At 69.7% G+C, this 18,605-nt stretch carries 16 protein-coding genes; 3 read left to right on the plus strand and 13 right to left on the minus strand.

Going from position 1 to position 18,605, the window contains the following annotated elements; translation table 11 throughout:
• Window positions 1-11: 11 nt before the first annotated feature.
• Complete coding sequence (gene rpsD / locus ACIREO_RS17000; RefSeq protein WP_404110252.1) at window positions 12-626, minus strand: 30S ribosomal protein S4; 615 nt, start codon at window positions 624-626, stop codon at window positions 12-14.
• Between the two features lie 188 nt (window positions 627-814).
• On the opposite strand from rpsD, the gene ACIREO_RS17005 reads away from it, so the two are divergent.
• Window positions 815-1,516 carry a DUF2470 domain-containing protein gene (locus ACIREO_RS17005; protein ID WP_404110255.1) on the plus strand — a complete coding sequence of 234 codons (702 nt, stop codon included), beginning with the start codon at window positions 815-817 and terminating at the stop codon, window positions 1,514-1,516.
• 10 nt (window positions 1,517-1,526) lie between these two features.
• Here the strand turns inward: ACIREO_RS17005 and ACIREO_RS17010 are convergent, their stop codons facing one another.
• From ACIREO_RS17010 to ACIREO_RS17025, 4 genes are all read right to left on the minus strand, one after another.
• Window positions 1,527-2,900, minus strand: a complete 1,374-nt coding sequence (locus ACIREO_RS17010; RefSeq protein WP_404110258.1) for a replication-associated recombination protein A — start codon at window positions 2,898-2,900, stop codon at window positions 1,527-1,529.
• 44 nt (window positions 2,901-2,944) lie between these two features.
• The gene (locus ACIREO_RS17015; RefSeq protein ID WP_404110261.1) at window positions 2,945-3,580 is read right to left on the minus strand and encodes a vitamin K epoxide reductase family protein; all 636 of its coding nucleotides are present in this window, start codon (window positions 3,578-3,580) and stop codon (window positions 2,945-2,947) included.
• A gap of 418 nt (window positions 3,581-3,998) precedes the next feature.
• Window positions 3,999-5,261, minus strand: coding sequence for a histidine--tRNA ligase (gene hisS / locus ACIREO_RS17020; protein WP_404110264.1), 1,263 nt, complete (start codon window positions 5,259-5,261; stop codon window positions 3,999-4,001).
• Window positions 5,262-5,276: 15 nt separating this feature from the next.
• Entirely contained in the window at window positions 5,277-5,963 is a 687-nt protein-coding gene (locus ACIREO_RS17025; protein ID WP_404110267.1) for an MBL fold metallo-hydrolase, read from the minus strand.
• 147 nt (window positions 5,964-6,110) lie between these two features.
• Between ACIREO_RS17025 and ACIREO_RS17030 the strand changes: the two genes are divergently transcribed.
• Together ACIREO_RS17030 and ACIREO_RS17035 are read left to right on the plus strand one after the other, a co-directional pair.
• On the plus strand, window positions 6,111-6,899 hold the full coding sequence (locus tag ACIREO_RS17030) for a peptidylprolyl isomerase (RefSeq protein ID WP_404110270.1): 789 nt from the start codon (window positions 6,111-6,113) through the stop codon (window positions 6,897-6,899).
• A 189-nt stretch (window positions 6,900-7,088) separates the two neighbouring features.
• Window positions 7,089-8,318, plus strand: a complete 1,230-nt coding sequence (locus tag ACIREO_RS17035; protein ID WP_404110272.1) for a DUF349 domain-containing protein — start codon at window positions 7,089-7,091, stop codon at window positions 8,316-8,318.
• Between the two features lie 90 nt (window positions 8,319-8,408).
• Here ACIREO_RS17035 and ACIREO_RS17040 read toward each other — a convergent pair whose 3' ends face one another.
• The 8 genes from ACIREO_RS17040 to ruvB all read right to left on the minus strand — a co-directional run bounded on the left by ACIREO_RS17040 (window position 8,409) and on the right by ruvB (window position 18,592).
• Window positions 8,409-9,578 carry an alpha/beta hydrolase gene (locus ACIREO_RS17040; RefSeq protein ID WP_404110275.1) on the minus strand — a complete coding sequence of 390 codons (1,170 nt, stop codon included), beginning with the start codon at window positions 9,576-9,578 and terminating at the stop codon, window positions 8,409-8,411.
• Window positions 9,579-9,717: 139 nt separating this feature from the next.
• Entirely contained in the window at window positions 9,718-10,347 is a 630-nt protein-coding gene (locus tag ACIREO_RS17045) for a class I SAM-dependent methyltransferase (RefSeq protein ID WP_404110278.1), read from the minus strand.
• Between the two features lie 79 nt (window positions 10,348-10,426).
• The gene (locus tag ACIREO_RS17050; protein ID WP_404110281.1) at window positions 10,427-13,087 is read right to left on the minus strand and encodes a RelA/SpoT family protein; all 2,661 of its coding nucleotides are present in this window, start codon (window positions 13,085-13,087) and stop codon (window positions 10,427-10,429) included.
• A 168-nt stretch (window positions 13,088-13,255) separates the two neighbouring features.
• Window positions 13,256-13,813, minus strand: coding sequence for an adenine phosphoribosyltransferase (locus tag ACIREO_RS17055; RefSeq protein ID WP_404110284.1), 558 nt, complete (start codon window positions 13,811-13,813; stop codon window positions 13,256-13,258).
• Window positions 13,810-14,937, minus strand: a complete 1,128-nt coding sequence (gene secF, locus ACIREO_RS17060; RefSeq protein WP_404110287.1) for a protein translocase subunit SecF — start codon at window positions 14,935-14,937, stop codon at window positions 13,810-13,812. Before secF ends, ACIREO_RS17055 begins: the two co-directional genes overlap by 4 nt.
• Window position 14,938: 1 nt before the next feature.
• Entirely contained in the window at window positions 14,939-16,693 is a 1,755-nt protein-coding gene (gene secD / locus ACIREO_RS17065) for a protein translocase subunit SecD (protein ID WP_404110290.1), read from the minus strand.
• Window positions 16,694-16,840: 147 nt separating this feature from the next.
• Window positions 16,841-17,338 (minus strand): preprotein translocase subunit YajC, encoded by a 498-nt coding sequence (yajC, locus tag ACIREO_RS17070; protein WP_404110293.1) that lies wholly within the window; start codon window positions 17,336-17,338, stop codon window positions 16,841-16,843.
• 168 nt (window positions 17,339-17,506) lie between these two features.
• Complete coding sequence (gene ruvB / locus ACIREO_RS17075) at window positions 17,507-18,592, minus strand: Holliday junction branch migration DNA helicase RuvB (RefSeq protein ID WP_404110296.1); 1,086 nt, start codon at window positions 18,590-18,592, stop codon at window positions 17,507-17,509.
• Between the last annotated feature and the right edge of the window lie 13 nt (window positions 18,593-18,605).

Consider the following 18,605-nt stretch of genomic DNA (forward strand, 5'->3'; position numbering starts at 1 on the left):
CTACGCCTGGATCAGCGGGCGTAGTACTCGACGACGAGCTGCTCGTCGCAGATGACCGGAATTTCCTTGCGGTTCGGGTCACGGTCCAGGCGGAAGGCCAGAGCCTTCAGGTTCACCTGGAGGTAGCGCGGGGTCTCACCGTCGGTGTCGTAACCACCCTCGCGGGCCACCTGGAAGGGGACCTTGGAGCGGCTGCGCTCGCGGACCATCACGACGTCGTCGGGGCGCACGCGGAAGGACGGCTTGTCGACCTTGCCACCGTTGACCTCGATGTGGCCGTGGACGACCATCTGACGGGCCTGGTAGATGGTCTTGGCGATACCCGACCGCAGGACCAGGGCGTCGAGACGGCGCTCGAGCTCGATGACCAGCGCCTCGCCGGTCTTGCCCTCGGCCTTACGGGCGCGGTCGTAGGCGCGCGCCATCTGGCGCTCGCTGATGTCGTACTGCGCACGCAGACGCTGCTTCTCGAGCAGACGGACCTTGTAGTCCGAGTTCTGCTTGCGGCCACGGCCGTGCTCGCCCGGCGGGTAGGGGCGGGCTTCGAAGTACTTGACAGCCTTCGGCGTCAGGGCGATGCCGAGGGCACGCGACTTCTTGACCTTGGGACGCGACTGGTTAGGCACGTTCTCCAGACCTCCGTTGTAGGTTAGGTTAGGCTTACCTTACTCAAGGAGATCGCATGTCTCGCCCTGGGAACACCACACACGTCACGGACAGCACAGACAGCGGCAGCACACCAGAAGGTGCTGCTACGACGGAAGGCCGATCTGATCGTGGTCAGCCGCGTCCCAGCGGGCTTGAAAACACTCGGATGCCGTCAGCAGCCGAGCGCACACGAACTCTCGTACAGAGTACCTGCTCCGCGGTGCTGCTCGTACCCGGGCTGTCGGTGATCCACCCGGACCAGCTGATGCCCGACAGCAGGAGCATCGGTCCCGAGGGCGATCTGTTCCTCGGTTTCCCCACGGATTCCCCGGTCGTACGGGCCGCGACGCGCGCGCAGGCCGACGAGCTGACCGCTGTGCTGGAGATCACCGATGTCGCCCCGGTCTCCGTCCCGCACCGGATCCGCGGCCGCGTCCGGATCGCCGGCTGGCTCACCGCCGTGCCGGGGCTCGCGCAGCCCGGCCGCATGATGCTCCGTCTGGAGACAGGGGAAGCGTCCGTCGACGATCTGTGGGGATTCGAGGAGGTGGAGCCGGAGGCGTTCCGGGACGCCGTCGCCGATCCGCTGGTCGGCCACGAGGCCGAGCTGCTCCAGCATCTGCACGCCGCGCACAGCGAGCAGATGGCCACGCTCTCCGCGCTGCTCGGCGACCGGGCCGAGTGCGGCTGCGCGGAGCACCGGCTCGGGGCCGTCCCGGTCGCTCTCGACCGCTTCGGCCTCCGGGTGCGGTTCGTCGAGGACGGGGATGCCCGCTTCGACGCCCGGTTCGAATTTCCCGACCCCGTACGCGACGTCACCGAGCTGCGCCGCGCGATGCACACCCTCTTCGAAGCCGCGGCCTGCTGAACTGCGGCCGTCACGAAGACGCCGGACCGCCCTGCTCCCCACGCCCGAGCCGCTCACGCACCCGGTCCGCCACATCGGCGTAGCGCGCCTCCGCGCCGTACCGCGTGGGCTCGTAGTAGCGCTTGCCGCGGACGGCTTCCGGGGCGTACTCCTGGGCGGCGATGCCGCCGGGCACATCATGCGGGTAGACGTAGCCCTGGGCGTGGCCCAGCTTGGCGGCGCCCTTGTAGTGGCCGTCGCGCAGATGGGCCGGGACCGGGCCGGCAAGGCCCCGGCGCACGTCCTCCTGAGCGGCGGAGATGGCCAGTGTCGCCGCGTTCGACTTGGGGGCGAGCGCCAGCGCGATCGTGGCATGGCTGAGGGTGAGCGCAGCCTCGGGGAAACCGATCATGGCGACGGCCTGGGCCGCCGCGACCGCTGTGGGCAGCGCCGTCGGATCGGCGAGCCCGATGTCCTCACTGGCGGAGATCATCAGCCGCCGGGCGATGAAGCGCGGGTCCTCCCCCGCCTCGATCATCCGGGCCAGATAGTGCAGTGCCGCGTCCACGTCGGAGCCGCGGATCGACTTGATCAGCGCGCTCGCCACGTCGTAGTGCTGGTCGCCGTCGCGGTCGTACTTCACGGCTGCGCGGTCGACGGTCTCCTCGAGCGTCGTGAGAGTGATCTCCGCGTCGCGCTTGGCGAGGGCCGCGCCGGCCGCCGCCTCCAGTGCGGTCAGCGCACGCCGGGCGTCGCCGCCCGCGATGCGCATCAGATGCGCCTCGGCGTCCTCGGGCAGGGTGACCGCACCGCCCAGCCCCCGCTCGTCGGTCATGGCCCGGCGCAGGAGCGAGCGCAGGTCCTCGTCGGTCAGCGGCTCCAGGGTGAGCAGCAGGGAGCGCGACAGCAGCGGGGAGATGATCGAGAAGTACGGATTCTCCGTGGTGGCCGCGATGAGCGTGACCCAGCGGTTCTCCACGGCGGGGAGCAGCGAGTCCTGCTGGGCCTTGGAGAAGCGGTGGATCTCGTCGAGGAAGAGGACGGTCTCCTTACCGAAGCCGCCGGTGGCGCGGCGCGCGCCCTCGATGACGGCCCGGACCTCCTTGACGCCGGCGGTGATCGCGGAGAGCTCGACGAAGCGCTTGTTGGTCGCCTTGCTGACCACGTACGCCAGGGTTGTCTTGCCCGTGCCGGGCGGTCCCCAGAGGATCACCGACGAGGGGCCTGCTGGGCCACCGCCGGCCTCACCGACGAGTCGGCGCAGCGGCGAGCCCGGCTTGAGCAGATGCTGCTGGCCGACGACCTCGTCCAGCGTACGAGGACGCATCCGGACAGCGAGGGGGCTGCTGGACGGGTCCTTCTCCTGGCGGTCTTCTGCGGCTGCGGTAAATAGGTCGGGCTCCACGCTGTGAAGCCTATGTCACCCCACTGACAGGACCGGCGGCCGCGTCAGCTGGTCCAGAAGTCCCACCAGCGGGTCAGGATCAGCATGCCGATGATCCCGATCCAGAGGACCGGCGGCACCCAGTGGAACTCGGTGAGGGTGTTCCGCAGCCAGGCGGGGGCGGGCAGGATGCCGTGCTTGATGTTGTGCGTGGTGACGTAGCAGAACATGAAGATCGTGGCGACCCAGGCCAGGCAGCACCACAGGCAGAGCGAGTTGATGTTGTACAGCGACTGGTACTGCAGCCAGGTGCAGAAGCCGACGCCGAACAGCGTGCCCGCGTTGAGGCCCAGCCAGTACCAGGCGCGGAAGCGGGCACCGGCGAGGAGCGCCATGCCGATGCCGATGACCACCGAGTAGGTGCCGATGCCGAGCATCGGGTTGGGGAAGCCGAAGGCGGAGGCCTGTTCGCTCTTCATGATGTTGCCGCACGCGACCACCGGGTTCAGGCTGCAGCCCGGGGTGAAGCTCGGGTCCTCGAGCAGCTTGAACTTGTCGATCGTGATCACCCAGGCGGCGAGCAGGCCGGCCGCGCCGGTGATAACCAGCAGCAGGGCGAGCGCACGGCTGCCGCCATAGGTCTTCGCGCCGTCGTCCTCGTCCTGTCGGGAGGAGGGGTGGTCTACCGCTGCCATCGTCATATCGCCGTTCCATCACTGAGTAGCCGGCCGGGCACGGTCATTGTGCCGCACCGCCGCTGTGGCCAGCCGTTCGATCGGCATAAAAGTGCGCGAGGACGGCCCTGCGCCCGGAGGTCCACGAGTACACCCGCGCCCGGCCGGCCACGCCGTGGAGGACCGGGGGCCGAGCGAGCGCTCCGGGCGCCCTGACCGCCGTGAACGGCCGCGACCTGGGCATCCTGCGCGGCGAGGTGTCCGGCATCCCCGGCCGGAGGGTGCCGGGTGGAGCACACCGTCGCCGGACGCCGGACGACGGCTCCGTATCGGAGTCTCCCCACAAGGTGAATGTGGGCACCCGGAGTTGACGAGGACACCGTGGGACGCGCTGTGCCCGCCCGGACGCGGCCGGGCGGGCACAGCGGTCGGCGCATGGGGGAGGTCAGGCCAGCTTGGCCCGCACCGTGGCGACGAGCGTGTCGAGCGCGACCGGCTCCTGGTCGCCCGACTCCATGTCCTTGAGCTGGACGTTGCCCTCGGCGAGGTCCCGCTCACCGGCGACGACGGTGTAGCGGGCGCCGGAGCGGTTGGCGCTCTTCATCGCGCCCTTGAGCCCGCGGCCCCCGAACGCGAAGTCCGTGGCGACACCGGCCTTGCGCAGTTCGGTGACCAGACCGAAGAGCACCCGCCTCGCCTCGTCGCCGAGCGGCACCGCGTAGACGCTCGTGGTGGCGGGGATCTCCGGCTCGATGCCCTCCGCCTCCAGAGCGAGCACCGTGCGGTCCACACCCAGCGCCCAGCCGACGGACGGCAGCGCGGGGCCGCCGATCATCTCGGAGAGGCCGTCGTAGCGGCCGCCGCCGCCCACCGCGGACTGGGAGCCCAGTCCGTCGTGGACGAACTCGAAGGTGGTGCGGGTGTAGTAGTCGAGGCCGCGGACCAGCTTCTCGTCGTCCTCGTAGACCACGCCGGCCGCCGTCAGCAGATCACGGACCTCCTCGTGGTACGCCTTGCAGGCGTCGCAGAGGAAGTCGCGCAGCATCGGGGCACCGGTCAGCTGCTTCTGGACGGCGGGCCGCTTGTCGTCGAGCACCCGCAGCGGGTTGATCTCGATGCGACGCCGGGTCTCCTCGTCGAGATCGAGGTCGCGCAGGAACGTCTGGAGCGCCTCGCGGTAGACGGGACGGCACTCCTTGTCGCCCAGCGAGTTCAGCAGGATGCGGAACTCGCGCAGGCCCAGCGAACGGTAGGCCTGGTCGGCGAGGATGATCAGCTCGGCGTCCAGCGCCGGGTCCTCGGTGCCGATGGCCTCGGCGCCGACCTGCGAGAAGTGGCGGTAACGGCCCTTCTGCGGACGCTCGTAGCGGTAGTACGAACCGGAGTACCAGAGCTTGACGGGGAGGTTGCCCGCCTTGTGGAGATTGGCCTCCAGCGCCGCGCGCAGCACGGACGCGGTGCCCTCGGGGCGCAGCGCGAGCTTGTCGCCGCCCTTGGTCTCGAAGGCGTACATCTCCTTCGAGACGATGTCGGTGGACTCGCCGACCCCTCGCGCGAAGAGGGCGACATCCTCGAAACCGGGCGTCTCGATGTAGCCGTACCCGGAGTTCTTCAGGGGTGCGGAGATCGCCGCACGCACCGCGAGGTACTTCGCCGAGTCGGGCGGGATCAGGTCGTACGTGCCCTTGGGGGCCTGGAAGGTGCTCACGGTTGTTCTCTCTCGTCACATTCCTCGGCGGGGCGCTGCCAGACCGTTCATGTACGGATTGGAGGCGCGCTCGCGGCCGATGGTCGTCTGGGGGCCGTGGCCGGACAGCACCACGGTCGAGTCGTCGAGCGGCAGGCACACACGGGCCAGCGACTCGATCAGCTCGGCCTGGTCGCCACCGGGCAGGTCGGTGCGTCCGACGGAGCCGGCGAAGAGCAGATCGCCCGAGAAGAGGACCTGCGGCACATCCGCGGCCTCGGGCATCCGATACGTCACCGACCCCTTGGTATGGCCGGGCGCGTGCGCGACGCCGAACTCCAGGCCCGCCAGTTCCAGGCGGGCGCCGTCGGTCAGCTCCTTGACGTCGTCCGGCTCTCCCACGGTCAGCTCGCCCATCAGCGGCATCCCGATGGAGCGTCCCAGCCCCTTCTCGGGGTCGCTCATCATGAAGCGGTCCTCGGGGTGGATCCAGGCGGGGACGTCATGGGCGCCGCACACGGGGACGACCGAGGCGACATGGTCGATGTGGCCGTGAGTGAGAATGACGGCGACGGGCTTGAGCCGATGCTTCTTCAGTGCGTCCTCGACGCCCTGGGCGGCCTGGTGGCCCGGGTCGATGATCACGCACTCCTCACCGGCGGCGGGGGCGACCAGATAGCAATTGGTCCCCCAGGCCCCGGCGGGGAACCCGGCAATGAGCACGTTCGTCCTTAGTGTTCGTCCGACGAGGAGGGCTGCGGAGGGGAATGCGGCAGATCAGAGACTACCGGCGCTCCTCATTCCACAGCTAACCCATATACCGTACGGGCATTCCAGGACCGATCAGACGACGTACAAGGAGACCATCCGGTGGTCAGCAGCGATCAGCGGCGGCGGCAGCTCGCCCGGGAGAAGTTCGAGCGGCAGCAGCAGCGCCGGGAGGAAGCGCGCCGGAGGACCAGGCGTCTCACGGCGATCATCGCTTCGTCGGTGGCCGTGGTGGCGGTCATCGGTGTGGGCGCGTATCTCTCACTCGGCGACGACGACTCGAAGACCTCGGCGGACGCGGCCGCGAGCGCCAGCCCGTCGGCATCGCCCTCGGCGAAGGAGAGCAGTAGCCCCGAGCCGGCGATGAAGATCGACAAGAAGGCGAAGTACTCGCTGTCGTTCAAGACGAGCCAGGGTGACATCGGCATCGCGATGGACGCGGCGAAGACCCCGCACACGACGAATTCGTTCAAGGCCCTCGCGGACAAGGGGTACTTCGACGACACGAAGTGTCACCGCCTGACCACGGAGGGAATTTTCGTGCTGCAGTGCGGTGACCCGAAGGGTGACGGGACGGGCGGCCCCGGCTACACCATCCCGGACGAGAATCTGACCGCGCTGGGCAAGGCGGGCGCCGACGGCGCGGTGACGTACAAGGCGGGCACCGTCGCGATGGCGAACACCGGCCAGCCGGGGACCGGTGGCAGCCAGTTCTTCCTGGTCTACAAGGACACCAAACTGCCGCCCCAATACACGCCGTTCGGCACCATGGACGATGCGGGTCTGAAGGCCGTCAAGAAGGTCGCCGAGGCAGGCGTCGCCGGTGGGGCGGGCGACGGTGCCCCGAAGAAGACCGTCACGGTCGAGAAGGCGACGGTGGACAAGGCCTGACCGTACGCACGGCCGCCCGGCCCAGGTCCCTGGAGCGCACCGGAGAATTTCAGCCGCGCTGAGTGCGGACAGCCGGGTGGCCGGTCGCCTAGATTGGGCGTTGTGCAGGGCGGGCGCTGCCCGCCCCAGGAAACTGTGGACGATGCACGGGGGGCGAACCCCCTCGATGCATCAGGTGGAGGAGGCGCTGTGAGCAGCGACCCGTGGGGCCGTGTCGACGAGACGGGCACCGTGTACGTGCGTACAGCCGAGGGCGAGCAGGTCGTCGGATCGTGGCAGGCCGGTTCCCCCGAGGAGGCTCTGGCCTATTTCGAGCGCAAGTACGAGGGCCTGGTGGTCGAGATCGGCCTCCTCGAGCGGCGGGTGAAGACCACCGACCTGTCGGCGAAGGACGCCACGGCGGCGATCGACCACCTGCGTCAGCAGGTCGACGAGCACCATGCCGTCGGTGACCTCGCCGCGCTCGGCAAGCGGCTGGACGGGCTCGTCGCGACCGTCGACTCACGCCGCGAGGAGCGCAAGGCCCAGAAGGCGAAGCAGGCCGACGAGGCCCGCCAGGCCAAGGAGGCGCTCGTCGTCGAGGCCGAGGAGCTGGCGCAGAGCGAGCAGTGGCGGTCGGCGGGTGAGCGTCTGAGGGCGCTCGTCGACACCTGGAAGGGGCTGCCTCGTCTGGACCGCAAGTCCGACGACGAGCTGTGGCACCGCTTCTCGCATGCCCGTTCCGCCTTCTCCAAGCGCCGCAAGGCCCACTTCGCCGCACTGGACGCCCAGCGCGAGGAGGCCCGCAAGGTCAAGGAGAAGCTGGTCACCGAGGCCGAGTCGCTCTCCGGCTCGACCGAATGGGGTGCGACGGCCGCGCGTTACCGCGACCTGATGACCGAGTGGAAGGCGGCGGGCCGCGCCCAGCGCGAGGCCGAGGACGAGCTGTGGAACCGCTTCCGCGGGGCCCAGGACGTGTTCTTCGCGGCCCGCAGCGGTGTCTTCGCCGAGCGGGACGCGGAGCAGGGCGAGAACCTCAAGCTCAAGGAGGAGCTCGCCGCCGAGGCCGAGAAGTTGGTTCCGGTGAAGGACCTGAAGGCGGCCAGGGCCGCGTTCCGGTCCATCAACGAGCGCTGGGAGGCCATCGGCCACGTCCCGCGTGACGCCCGCCCGAAGGTCGAGGGCCGGGTGCAGGCGGTGGAGCGTGCGCTCCAGGAGTCCGAGGAGTCCGAGTGGCGCCGGACCAACCCGGAGGCGCGGGCACGCGCCGCGGGTCTGACCGGTCAGCTCCAGGCGGCCGTCGACAAGCTGCGCACCCAGATCGACACGGCACGCGCCTCGGGCAACAACGCGAGGGCGGACAAGCTCTCGCGCGAGCTCGAGGGCCGGCAGGCGCTGCTGGACCAGGCGCTGAAGGGCCTGGAGGAGTTCGGCGGCTGAGCTGAGCGGCGTACCCGTTCCACGGGAGGGGCTTTCGTACGTGACGCGTACGGGAGCCCCTCCCGCGTGCCGGACCCCGAGGACACGGCCCTAGGGCCGGGGCTCTCTCTCCCGTGATCTCGCCCAGGCGGTGAAGCCCTCGATCGCGTCGACCAGCGCTTCGAAGCGGAGCGAGTGGTACAGGTCGAAGGCATGGTGCCCACCGCGCAACTCGGCGTAGACGACGGCGTTCGAGGAGGTACGGCGCAGCTCGTCGGCAACCGCCCGGATGCCGGACACGGGCACCAGGGGGTCCAGGTCGCCGTGTGCGATGAACAAGGGAGGCGCGTCGGGCCTGGCGTGGCCCAGGGGCGAGGATTCGGGGCCCTGGTCCCAGTACGTGCCCAGGAAGCCGTTCAGGATGACCGCGCCGGTGACCGAGGTGTCGGCGTCCTCGAAACCCGGCTGGAACGCGGGGTCGTTGGGGGTCAGGGCGGCGATCGAGGCCATGTGGCCGCCGGCCGAACTGCCCGCGACGAACAGGGTCGACGGATCGGCCCCGTACTCGTGGGCGTGCTCCCGCACCCAGGCGATCGTCTTCTTCAGGTCGATCAGATGGTCGGGGTGGCGGACGTCGGGCTTCAGCCGGTAGTTGGCGCTGACGGTCACCCAGCCCCGGCCGGCCAGCCGGTGGAGCAGGGGGAGCGACTGGGTGTTCTTGCGTCCCCCGTCGTAGCCACCGCCGTGCATGTGGATCAGCACGGGCGCGCCTTCCGGGCGCGAGCGGTGGTGGTAGAGGTCGAGCAGGTTACGGCGGCCCGCGTCGCCGTAGGCGAGGTTCGCCACGCGCCGGACGTCCCACCGGCGCCGGAGGATGGGCAGGACCAGGATGCGGGCCCACGGGAGCCGGCGCCGGAGGCCGTCGGCGAGGTCGGGGGCGACGGTGGCGCGCCACCCGTCGCCCAGCCCCTCGGCCATGGCACGCTCGATCCTCTCCCGCTCCCCCCACGCGCGGTGGGCGACGACCGTGAGTCCGGGCACGGTCACGGCGGCCAGCCCGACGATCGCCCAGGCACCCGCCGAGTCGATGTCGCCCTCGGCGAACGCCAGCGCCGTCGGGAGCAGCAGCAACCAGAGGAAGGCGGCGAACGGCAGCTCGTTGGCGGCCAGGCCGAAGAAGTAGCTCGGGCGGCCCAGCGGGTGCTCCCACGGCACCGGCGCCAGCGCGCACAGGGTGCCGATCGCGGCGATCGCAACAGTGACCAGATATCCGAAAGGCACGGAACCTCCTGGGACGACAGCTGACTCCGCTGTCTGCGAGCACTCCCTCGGTGGAGGGTCGCGCGCCTCAGTCTCCCGCCGCACACGCGGAGCATCAACGACGAATCCGGCAACGTCCCATAACCCAGAGGTGAAACACCTAGGGGCGGCGGGCCAGCAAGTGGGTGTCGAGGAAGCCCCGTTCGGAGGCCGGGTCGTGGAGCAGCCGGGCGAACGGGACGAGCCCGGCCCCGGCCAGCAGTTCGGCGAACCGGTCCGCCGGCCAGCTGTAGGCGGGCGCCACCTTGTGGTCGAAGCGGACCGGTTCGGGCCCCTCCGTCCCGAAGAACGAGGCCATGAGAAGGCCGCCTGGTGCCAGGACACGCGCCTGCTCGGCGAGCAGCGCGGGCAGCTCCCCAGGAGGGGTGTGGATCATCGAGTAGTGGGCCAGCACGCCGCCGAGCGTCCCGTCCTCGACCGGCAGGGCCTCCATCCGCGCCTCGTCGAACCGCAGCGCCGGATGGGCCCGCCGGGCGTGGCCGACCATGCCCGGGGAGAGGTCGAGCCCGAAGGCGTCCAGTCCCTGGTCGTGCAGCATGGCCGTCAGATGTCCGGGCCCGCAGCCGACATCGGCCGTCCGCGGGTTCCCCGTCCCGCGCACCAGCTCGGCGAAGGTGCCGATCATGGCCCGTGCGAACGGCTGCGTCTCCAGCCGATCGGCGAACAACGACGCGTACAGCTCGACGACCCCGTCGTAGGCCGTCCTGGTCTCATCCTGGTGCTCCGCCACGGGAAGGAAGTTAACACCCGCCGTTCGCAGTGCTCCCGCACCCGTGCCGAATCCCGCCCTGCCCTCGCGGACGCCGTTCCTAGGGCCGGCGGGCAGAGGTGACCCGGTAGACGTCGTAGACGCCCTCCACGCCGCGTACGGCCTTCAGGACGTGTCCCAGGTGCTTGGGGTCGCCCATCTCGAAGGTGAAGCGCGAGGTGGCCACCCGGTCACGGGAGGTCTGCACCGCGGCGGACAGGATGTTCACGTGCTGGTCGGACAGAACCCTGGTGACGTCGGAGAGCAGCCTCGATCGGTCCAGCGCCTCGACCTGGATGGCGACGAGGAAGACCGACGACTGGGTGGGCGCCCATTCGACCTCGAGGATCCGCTCCGGCTGCTGCGACAGCGAGTCGACGTTGACGCAGTCCGCCCGGTGCACGGAGACGCCGCTGCCCCGGGTGACGAATCCGATGATCGGATCGCCGGGAACGGGCGTACAACAGCGGGCCAGCTTGACCCAGACGTCCTCGACGCCCTTGACGACCACACCCGGATCCGCCTTGGCCCGGCGCTTGCTGCGGCCGTGCGAGGGCGGTGAGCTCTCCGCCAGGTCCTCGTTGGCGGCGTCCTCGCCGCCGAGCGCCTGGACGAGCTTCTGGACGACGCCGGCCGCTGTGACATGGCCCTCGCCGATCGCCGCGTACAGCGACGAGATGTCGGGGTAGCGCATCTCGTGCGCCAGGGTGACCAGGGAGTCGCCGGTCAGGATCCGCTGGATCGGCAGGTTCTGCTTGCGCATGGCCCGCGCGATGGAGTCCTTGCCCTGCTCGATCGCCTCGTCGCGTCGCTCCTTGGAGAACCAGGCGCGGATCTTGTTGCGCGCCCGGGGCGACTTGACGAACTGGAGCCAGTCGCGGGAGGGCCCGGCGCCTGCCGCCTTGGAGGTGAAGACCTCCACCAGATCACCGTTGTCGAGGGTCGACTCCAGCGGTACGAGCCGTCCGTTGACCCGGGCTCCTATGGTCCGGTGGCCGACCTCCGTGTGGACGGCGTACGCGAAGTCGACCGGCGTCGCACCGGCGGGCAGCGCTATCACGTCGCCCTTCGGCGTGAACACGAAGACCTCGTTGCGTGACAGGTCGAAGCGCAGGGACTCCAGGAACTCGCTGGGGTCCTCGGTCTCCTTCTGCCAGTCCAGGAGCTGGCGCAGCCACGCCATGTCGTTGACGGTGTCCTGGCCGCGTCCGGTGCTCTTGGGTACGTCGGTACGCACCTTGGAGGCACCGGCGGAGGGCTCCTGCTTGTACTTCCAGTGCGCGGCGATGCCGTACTCGGCGCGACGGTGCATGTCGAACGTACGGATCTGGAGCTCGACGGGCTTGCCGCTGGGACCGATCACCGTGGTGTGCAGCGACTGGTACATGTTGAACTTGGGCATCGCGATGTAGTCCTTGAACCGCCCGGGCACCGGGTTCCACCGGGCGTGGACGGTGCCGAGCGCCGCGTAGCAGTCACGGACCGTGTCGACGAGGACGCGGATGCCCACCAGGTCGTAGATCTCGGCGAAGTCGCGGCCCCGCACGATCATCTTCTGGTAGACGCTGTAGTAGTGCTTCGGCCGTCCGGTCACGGTGGCCTTGATCCGGGCGGCGCGCAGGTCGGCCTGGACCTCGTCGGTCACTATGGCGAGGTATTCGTCACGCTTGGGCGCGCGCTCGGCGACGAGGCGGACGATCTCGTCGTACATCTTCGGGTAGAGGATCGCGAAGGCGAGGTCCTCCAGCTCCCACTTGATGGTGTTCATGCCCAGGCGGTGAGCCAGCGGCGCGTAGATCTCAAGGGTCTCGCGGGCCTTCTTCTCCTGCTTCTCCCGCTTGAGATAGCGCATGGTGCGCATGTTGTGCAGCCGGTCGGCGAGTTTGATGACGAGGACCCTGGGGTCCTTGGCCATGGCGACGACCATCTTGCGTACGGTCTCCGCCTGGGCGGCCTCGCCGAACTTGACCTTGTCGAGCTTGGTGACGCCGTCGACCAGCAGCGCGACCTGGTCGCCGAAGTCCTTGCGCAGGGTGTCGAGGCCGTACTCGGTGTCCTCGACGGTGTCGTGCAGCAGCCCCGCCATCAGCGTCGCGGGGTCCATGCCGAGCTCGGCGAGGATGGTCGTGACGGCGAGCGGATGGGTGATGTAGGGGTCGCCGCTCTTGCGCTTCTGACCGCGGTGCCAGCGCTCCGCGACCTGGTAGGCCTGCTCGATCTGCCGCAGTGTGGCGGACTCGATCTTGGGGTCGTTGCCGCGGACCGTACGCAGGAGGGGCTCGAGGACCGGGTTGTACGGACTGGAGCGCTGTACGCCCAGACGGGCGAGGCGGGCCCGGACGCGGTTGGAGGAGCCGCCGGAGCGCGCGGGTGAGGTGGGCGGGGCGGCGGCGGACCGGGCCGGGGGCTTCGCGGCGGGGGCCGGTGCCGGGGGCTTCGGCGCCGCGGGTCCTGAGGCGGGCGTCGCCGGGGGCGTGGGCTCCCTGCCGGAGGACGGCGAGGCCTTCGTGCCGGGCGGGGGCGCCGGCTTCGTCCCGGGAGGCGGAGTCGGCTTCGCCTCGGCGGGCGTCCGGTGGGCCGGTGCCTCGGCGGGGCCCTGCGTGTGCCCGCCTTCGGGACCGGGCGTGCCCGCTCCGTCGGGCTGCGCCTTCCCGGGCGTGGCGGAGGCCGCCGCGGGCCTTTCGGGCTGCGGGGCGGCGACTGGCTGGGCCTCGTCTGGCAAGAGCGCTCCTCGTGCGGATCCGGGCTACCGGAAAGCCCATGGTATCGACCTCTGGGCAGGTCCTCGCCCGGGGACTGTGGAACCCCTCACAACGCGGGACGGGTACCCGGATGTTCCCGGATACCCGTCCAGTACGTCCCTACGCGCGCTTCGGCAGCGCGGTGCAGGTCAGAGGGTGATCAGAGCCTCCAGCGGAGCGTCCCGCAGGCCGGGCTCGAGCCGCGCGCGGCCGGCGAGGAAGCCGAGCTCCATGAGGACCGACACCCCCGCGACCCGTGCACCGGCCCGCCGGATGAGCTCCAGCGAGGCCTCGGCGGTGCCGCCGGTGGCCAGGACGTCGTCGATGACCATGACCCGGTCGTCGGCGGACAGGTCCTCGGCGTGGATCTCGATCTCCGCCGTGCCGTACTCCAGCTCGTACGTCTGCCCCAGCGTGGCACCGGGCAGCTTCCCGGCCTTGCGCACGGGCACGAACCCGATCCCGGACCGGACCGCGACAGGCGCGGCCAGGATGAAGCCGCGGGCCTCGAGGCCGACGATCTTGGTGGCCCCGTGCCGTACGCACAGCTCCGCGAAGAAGTCGGTGAGCGCGGAGAAGGCGACCGGATCGGCGAGCAGCGGGGTGATGTCCTTGAACATCACCCCGGGCTTCGGATAGTCCGGAACGTCACGGATCCGGCTGAGCAGGAGATCCCGGGTGGCATCGGTGACATTCGTGCTGGTCATCGACGGTTCCTCGGGGTCCGGCCGTGGCCACCGGCCTGCCGGCGCTGGCCGACGACGGCACCCGCGGTCGGGGTGTCCTCGTCGGACCCGTCGGACGCGTCGAGCTCGCCGGCCCGGTCGTCGCGCTCGTCCTCGGCGGGCTCGCCCTTGGCCGCCGCGGCGGCACGCTTGGCGAGGATCCGCTTCTTCAGTGCCTTTATCTGCGGCTCGCGTTCCTTGAGGTCGGCGACCAGCGGGGTGGCGATGAAGATCGAGGAGTACGCACCGGCGGCGAGACCGACGAAGAGCGACAGCGAGATGTCGTTCAGCATGCCGGCGCCGAGTACGCCGCCACCGATGAACAGCAGACCCGCGACCGGCAGCAGGGCGACGATGGTGGTGTTGATGGAACGCACCAGCGTGCCGTTGATGGAACGGTTGGCGATTTCGCTGTAGGTCCAGCGGGTCTGCTTGGTGATCCCCTTCGTGCCCTCCTTGAGGCTGTCGAAGACGACGACCGTGTCGTAGAGGGAGTAACCCAGGATGGTCAGCAGACCGATCACCGTGCCGGGGGTGACCTCGAAGCCGACGAGGGCGTAGATGCCGACGGTGATGGTGATGTCGTGGATCAGCGCGACGAGCGCGGCGGCGGCCATCCGCCATTCGAAGGCGATGGCCAGGTAGACCACGACGAGGACCATGAAGATGCCGAGGCCGGTCCAGGCCTTGTTGGCGATCTGCTCACCCCAGCTGGGGCCGACGAGGTCCGCGTTGATCTTCGCCTCGGGGACTCCGAGGTCCTCGGAGAGCTGGGCCTTGATCTGGTCGGCCTTCTGGGTGTCGACCTCGGTGATCTGGATCCGGAGCCCGCCGTTGCCGAGCTCCTGGACGATCGCCTCGTGGCCGGAGGCCGCGACCGCGTCCTCGTGGGCCTGGGAGACGGACACCTTGGCCTTGCTGTCGGTCGTGAAGACGGCACCGCCCTTGAACTCGATGCCCATGTTCAGGCCGCTGACCGCCAGGCCGAGGATGGCCGTGATGGTGATCAGGATCGAGACGCCGTACCAGATCTTGCGCTTGCCGATGAAGTCGTAACCGACCTCGCCACGGTAGAGCCGGGCGCCGAGATTGCCGAGTCGCGACATCTCACGCCTCCTTCGGGTGGTCGGTGCGGGCGTTGACGCGACGGGAGCGGCGCAGCGGCGGCTTGGCGCCGAGCCTCTTCGGGTCCAGGCCGGACCACGGGTGACCGCTGGCGAAGAACTTCGTGCGGGCCATCAGCGTCATGACGGGCTTGGTGAAGAGGAACACCACGACGACGTCGAGCAGGGTCGTGAGACCGAGCGTGAACGCGAAGCCCTGGACCTTGCCGACGGTGACGAGGAAGAGCACGGCCGCCGCGAGGAACGACACGAAGTCGGAGACGAGGATGGTGCGCCGTGCCCTGGGCCAGGCGCGCTCGACGGCCGGACGGAGCGTGCGCCCCTCACGGATCTCGTCGCGGATGCGTTCGAAGTAGACGATGAACGAGTCCGCTGTGATTCCGATCGCCACGATGGCACCGCAGACGGCCGGGAGGTTCAGCGCGAAGCCGATGGCCGGGCCGAGCAGGGCCATGATCGTGTACGTCAGGACGCCGGAGACCAGCAGGCTGAGAAGCGCGATGAGCGCCAGACCGCGGTAGTAGGCCACCAGATAGATGACGACCAGGGCGAGCCCGATGGCACCGGCGATGAGACCGGCCTCCAGCTGCTCGCCGCCGAGGGCCGCGGTGACGGTGGTGACGGTGTCCTCGCTGAAGGACAGCGGGAGCGCGCCGTAGGAGAGGACGTTGGCCAGGTCCTCCGCCGACTGCTGCGTGAAGCTGCCGGAGATCTCGGCGCTGCCGCTGAGCGTCTCGTTCACCTGGGGTGCGGAGACGACCTCGCCGTCGAGGGAGATCGCGAACTGGTTCTGCGGGGACTGCTGCGCCGACAGCTTCTTGGTGATCGTCTGGAACTTCTTGGAGCCCTTGTCGGTGAACTCCATCGAGACGAGCCAGATGCCGCGCTGCTGGTCGATCTGGGCCTTCGCGTCGTCGACGTCCGTACCGGAGACCTCGGCCGGGCCGAGGAGGTACTTGGCGTCACCCTCGGAGCTGCACGCGACCGTGGGGTCCTCGGGCTTGACTCCGTCGCCTGCCTTGGCGCGGGCGGCGGCGTCGGTGCAGTCCAGCGCGGTGAACTTCTTCTCGAGCGCCGCGGTGGCGGGGTCGGGAGTCTCGCTCGCCGCGGGGGCGTCCGATCCGCCGGAGGCGCTCGCTGACGGGGTCGGCGTCGCGTCCTTCTTCAGGGCGTCGGTGACGGCGCGGCCCTGGGTGGTGGCGCTCGCCGAGGGCGTCGTCCTCGAATCGGAGGCTGTATCCGGGTCGCTCGCCTTCGCACTGGACGTGGCGCTCGGCTTCCCGGAACCGCTCGCGGACGGGCTGGCGGAACCCTCAGGGGTCGGTGCGCCGCCGGTGACCGTGAGTACGGGCCGGAAGTAGAGCTGGGCGGTCGTGCCGACCTGCTCCCGGGCCTGCTTCGAATTCGTCCCCTTGGGGATGTTGACGATGATGTTCGAGGGGCCCTGGGTCTGAACCTCGGCCTCGGAGACACCCAGACCATTGACACGGCGCTCGATGATGCTGACCGCGGTGTTCATGTTGGTCTCGTTGATCGCGTCAGGCTTGCCGGGCTGGCTCTTCGCCTTGAGCGTGATCGATGTGCCGCCGGCCAGGTCGATGCCGAGCCGGGGCGTGGTGTGACCGGACAGGAACATCCCGCCGGTCAGGGCGACCATGGCGATCAGGATCAGAGCCAGGGCACGGCCCGGCTTGCCCTGTCCACCGGTTGAACCCCGGCCTTTCTTCGGTGCTGCCACCTTTTCGTTTCTCCCTGTCCAACCGCCCCGCGCCGGGTACGCGCCCGAGCGGCCACGAAGTGTTGTGGGGACCCGCCCCCGCAGAAGACCGCACGGCCCGTGAGACGCCGGACACCTGTGGGTGTCCGGCGTCTCTGGGTCGTGGAACTACTTCGCGTCGCCCTCGTCGGCCTTGGCGTCCTTGACCTCGGAGCTCTTGACGTCGGAGCCCTTGGACTCGGCGACCTCCGGTGCGTCGTCCTCGGCCTTCTTGCCGAGGTCGATCTTCGCGTCGTCGTCGGCCGCGTCCTCTTCCGAGGACTCACCGTCGGTGAGCGAGGAGGCGTCGTCGGGCACGACCGTGCCCTCGGCGTCCAGCCCGTCGTCGCCGTGGACGATGCGGTTGTACTCCGCGTCGTCCAGGACGGCACCGATGGAGTTCTTGGCGAAGATGGCGTGCACGCCGGGGGCGATCTCGAGGAGAACCGTGTCGTCCTGGATCTCCTTGACGGTGGCGTACATGCCTCCGATCGTCCGGACGCCGGTACCGGGCTGCATGTCGTTGCGCATCTGCGCAGCCGCCTGCTGCTTCTTCTTGGCGGACCGGGTCATCAGGAACATGGCCCCGATGAGCACGATGAAGGGGAGGAGGGTCACGAGACTCACGGGACGGAACTTCCTTCGCACGACCACGCTGGTTTCACGCGGCCTGGTCTACGGGGGTGGGTACACCGACCTGAACGGGCGGCATCGGCGGAGTCTAAGCGAGTCCGCATCATTGGAACAACGTCCAGCATGGCACCGTCGTTCCCCTGCTGGCCAACCCGTCCTGTATCACTCCCCGAACAGGCCCTGTTGTCCCTTTACGACATGCTGGGGAGGTGTGAGGCCGAGGTGAGCCCATGCCGCGGGGGTGGCGACCCTGCCCCGCGGGGTCCTGGCCAGCAGTCCTTCGCGTACGAGGAAGGGCTCGGCGACCTCCTCGACCGTCTCACGCTCCTCGCTCACGGCCACGGCGAGGGTGGAGAGTCCGACGGGGCCTCCTCCGAAGAGTTTCAGAAGGGCGCTGAGGACCGCGCGGTCCAGCCGGTCGAGTCCCCGGGCGTCGACCTCGTACACCCGCAGGGCCGCGGCGGCGATGTCCCGGTCGATCCGTCCTTCGGCCTTGACCTGGGCGTAGTCCCGGACACGGCGCAGCAGCCGGTTGGCGATACGGGGCGTGCCCCGGGAGCGTCCGGCGATCTCGGCGGCGCCCGCTGTGTCTATGGAGACGTCGAGCAGACCCGCCGATCGGTGGATGACCCGCTCCAGCTCGGTGGGGGCGTAGAACTCCATGTGCCCGGTGAAGCCGAAGCGGTCGCGCAGCGGAGGCGGCAGCAGTCCCGCCCTGGTGGTGGCGCCGACGAGGGTGAACGGCGGGAGTTCCAGCGGAATGGCGGTGGCGCCCGGGCCCTTGCCGACGATGACGTCGACCCGGAAGTCCTCCATCGCCATGTAGAGCATCTCCTCGGCCGGCCGCGACATGCGGTGGATCTCGTCGAGGAAGAGGACCTCGCCCTCCTGGAGCGAGGAGAGGATCGCGGCGAGATCGCCGGCGTGCTGGATGGCCGGGCCTGAGGTGATCCGGATCGGTGCGCCCATCTCGGCCGCGATGATCATGGAGAGGGTGGTCTTGCCCAGGCCGGGGGCTCCGGAGAGCAGGACGTGGTCGGCGGTGGCGCCCCGGGCACGCGCGGCCTTGAGGACCAGGTCGAGCTGTTCGCGCACCTTCTCCTGACCGATGAATTCGTGGAGGTCCTTCGGGCGCAGGGCGGCCTCGACCGCGGTGTCCTCGCCGTCCGCCCCGGCGGCCACCAGGCGGTCGTCCAGCCGCTCGTCCGTGAGGTCGCCGGTGTCGGACCCGGTTTCGTCCCAGTTCATCTCGTCAGTCCCG

It is taken from the genome of Streptomyces sp. NPDC102441, from assembly GCF_044765585.1.
Classification (GTDB): domain Bacteria; phylum Actinomycetota; class Actinomycetes; order Streptomycetales; family Streptomycetaceae; genus Streptomyces.

Bases quoted from the DNA above. Each gene is read 5' to 3' on its own strand.
- ACIREO_RS17005 (WP_404110255.1), top strand. From the start codon at position 815: ATGCCGTCAGCAGCCGAGCGCACACGAACTCTCGTACAGAGTACCTGC.
- ACIREO_RS17015 (WP_404110261.1), bottom strand. From the start codon at position 3,580: ATGACGATGGCAGCGGTAGACCACCCCTCCTCCCGACAGGACGAGGAC.
- ACIREO_RS17055 (WP_404110284.1), bottom strand. From the start codon at position 13,813: ATGACCAGCACGAATGTCACCGATGCCACCCGGGATCTCCTGCTCAGC.
- secF (WP_404110287.1), bottom strand. From the start codon at position 14,937: ATGTCGCGACTCGGCAATCTCGGCGCCCGGCTCTACCGTGGCGAGGTC.
- ruvB (WP_404110296.1), bottom strand. From the start codon at position 18,592: ATGAACTGGGACGAAACCGGGTCCGACACCGGCGACCTCACGGACGAG.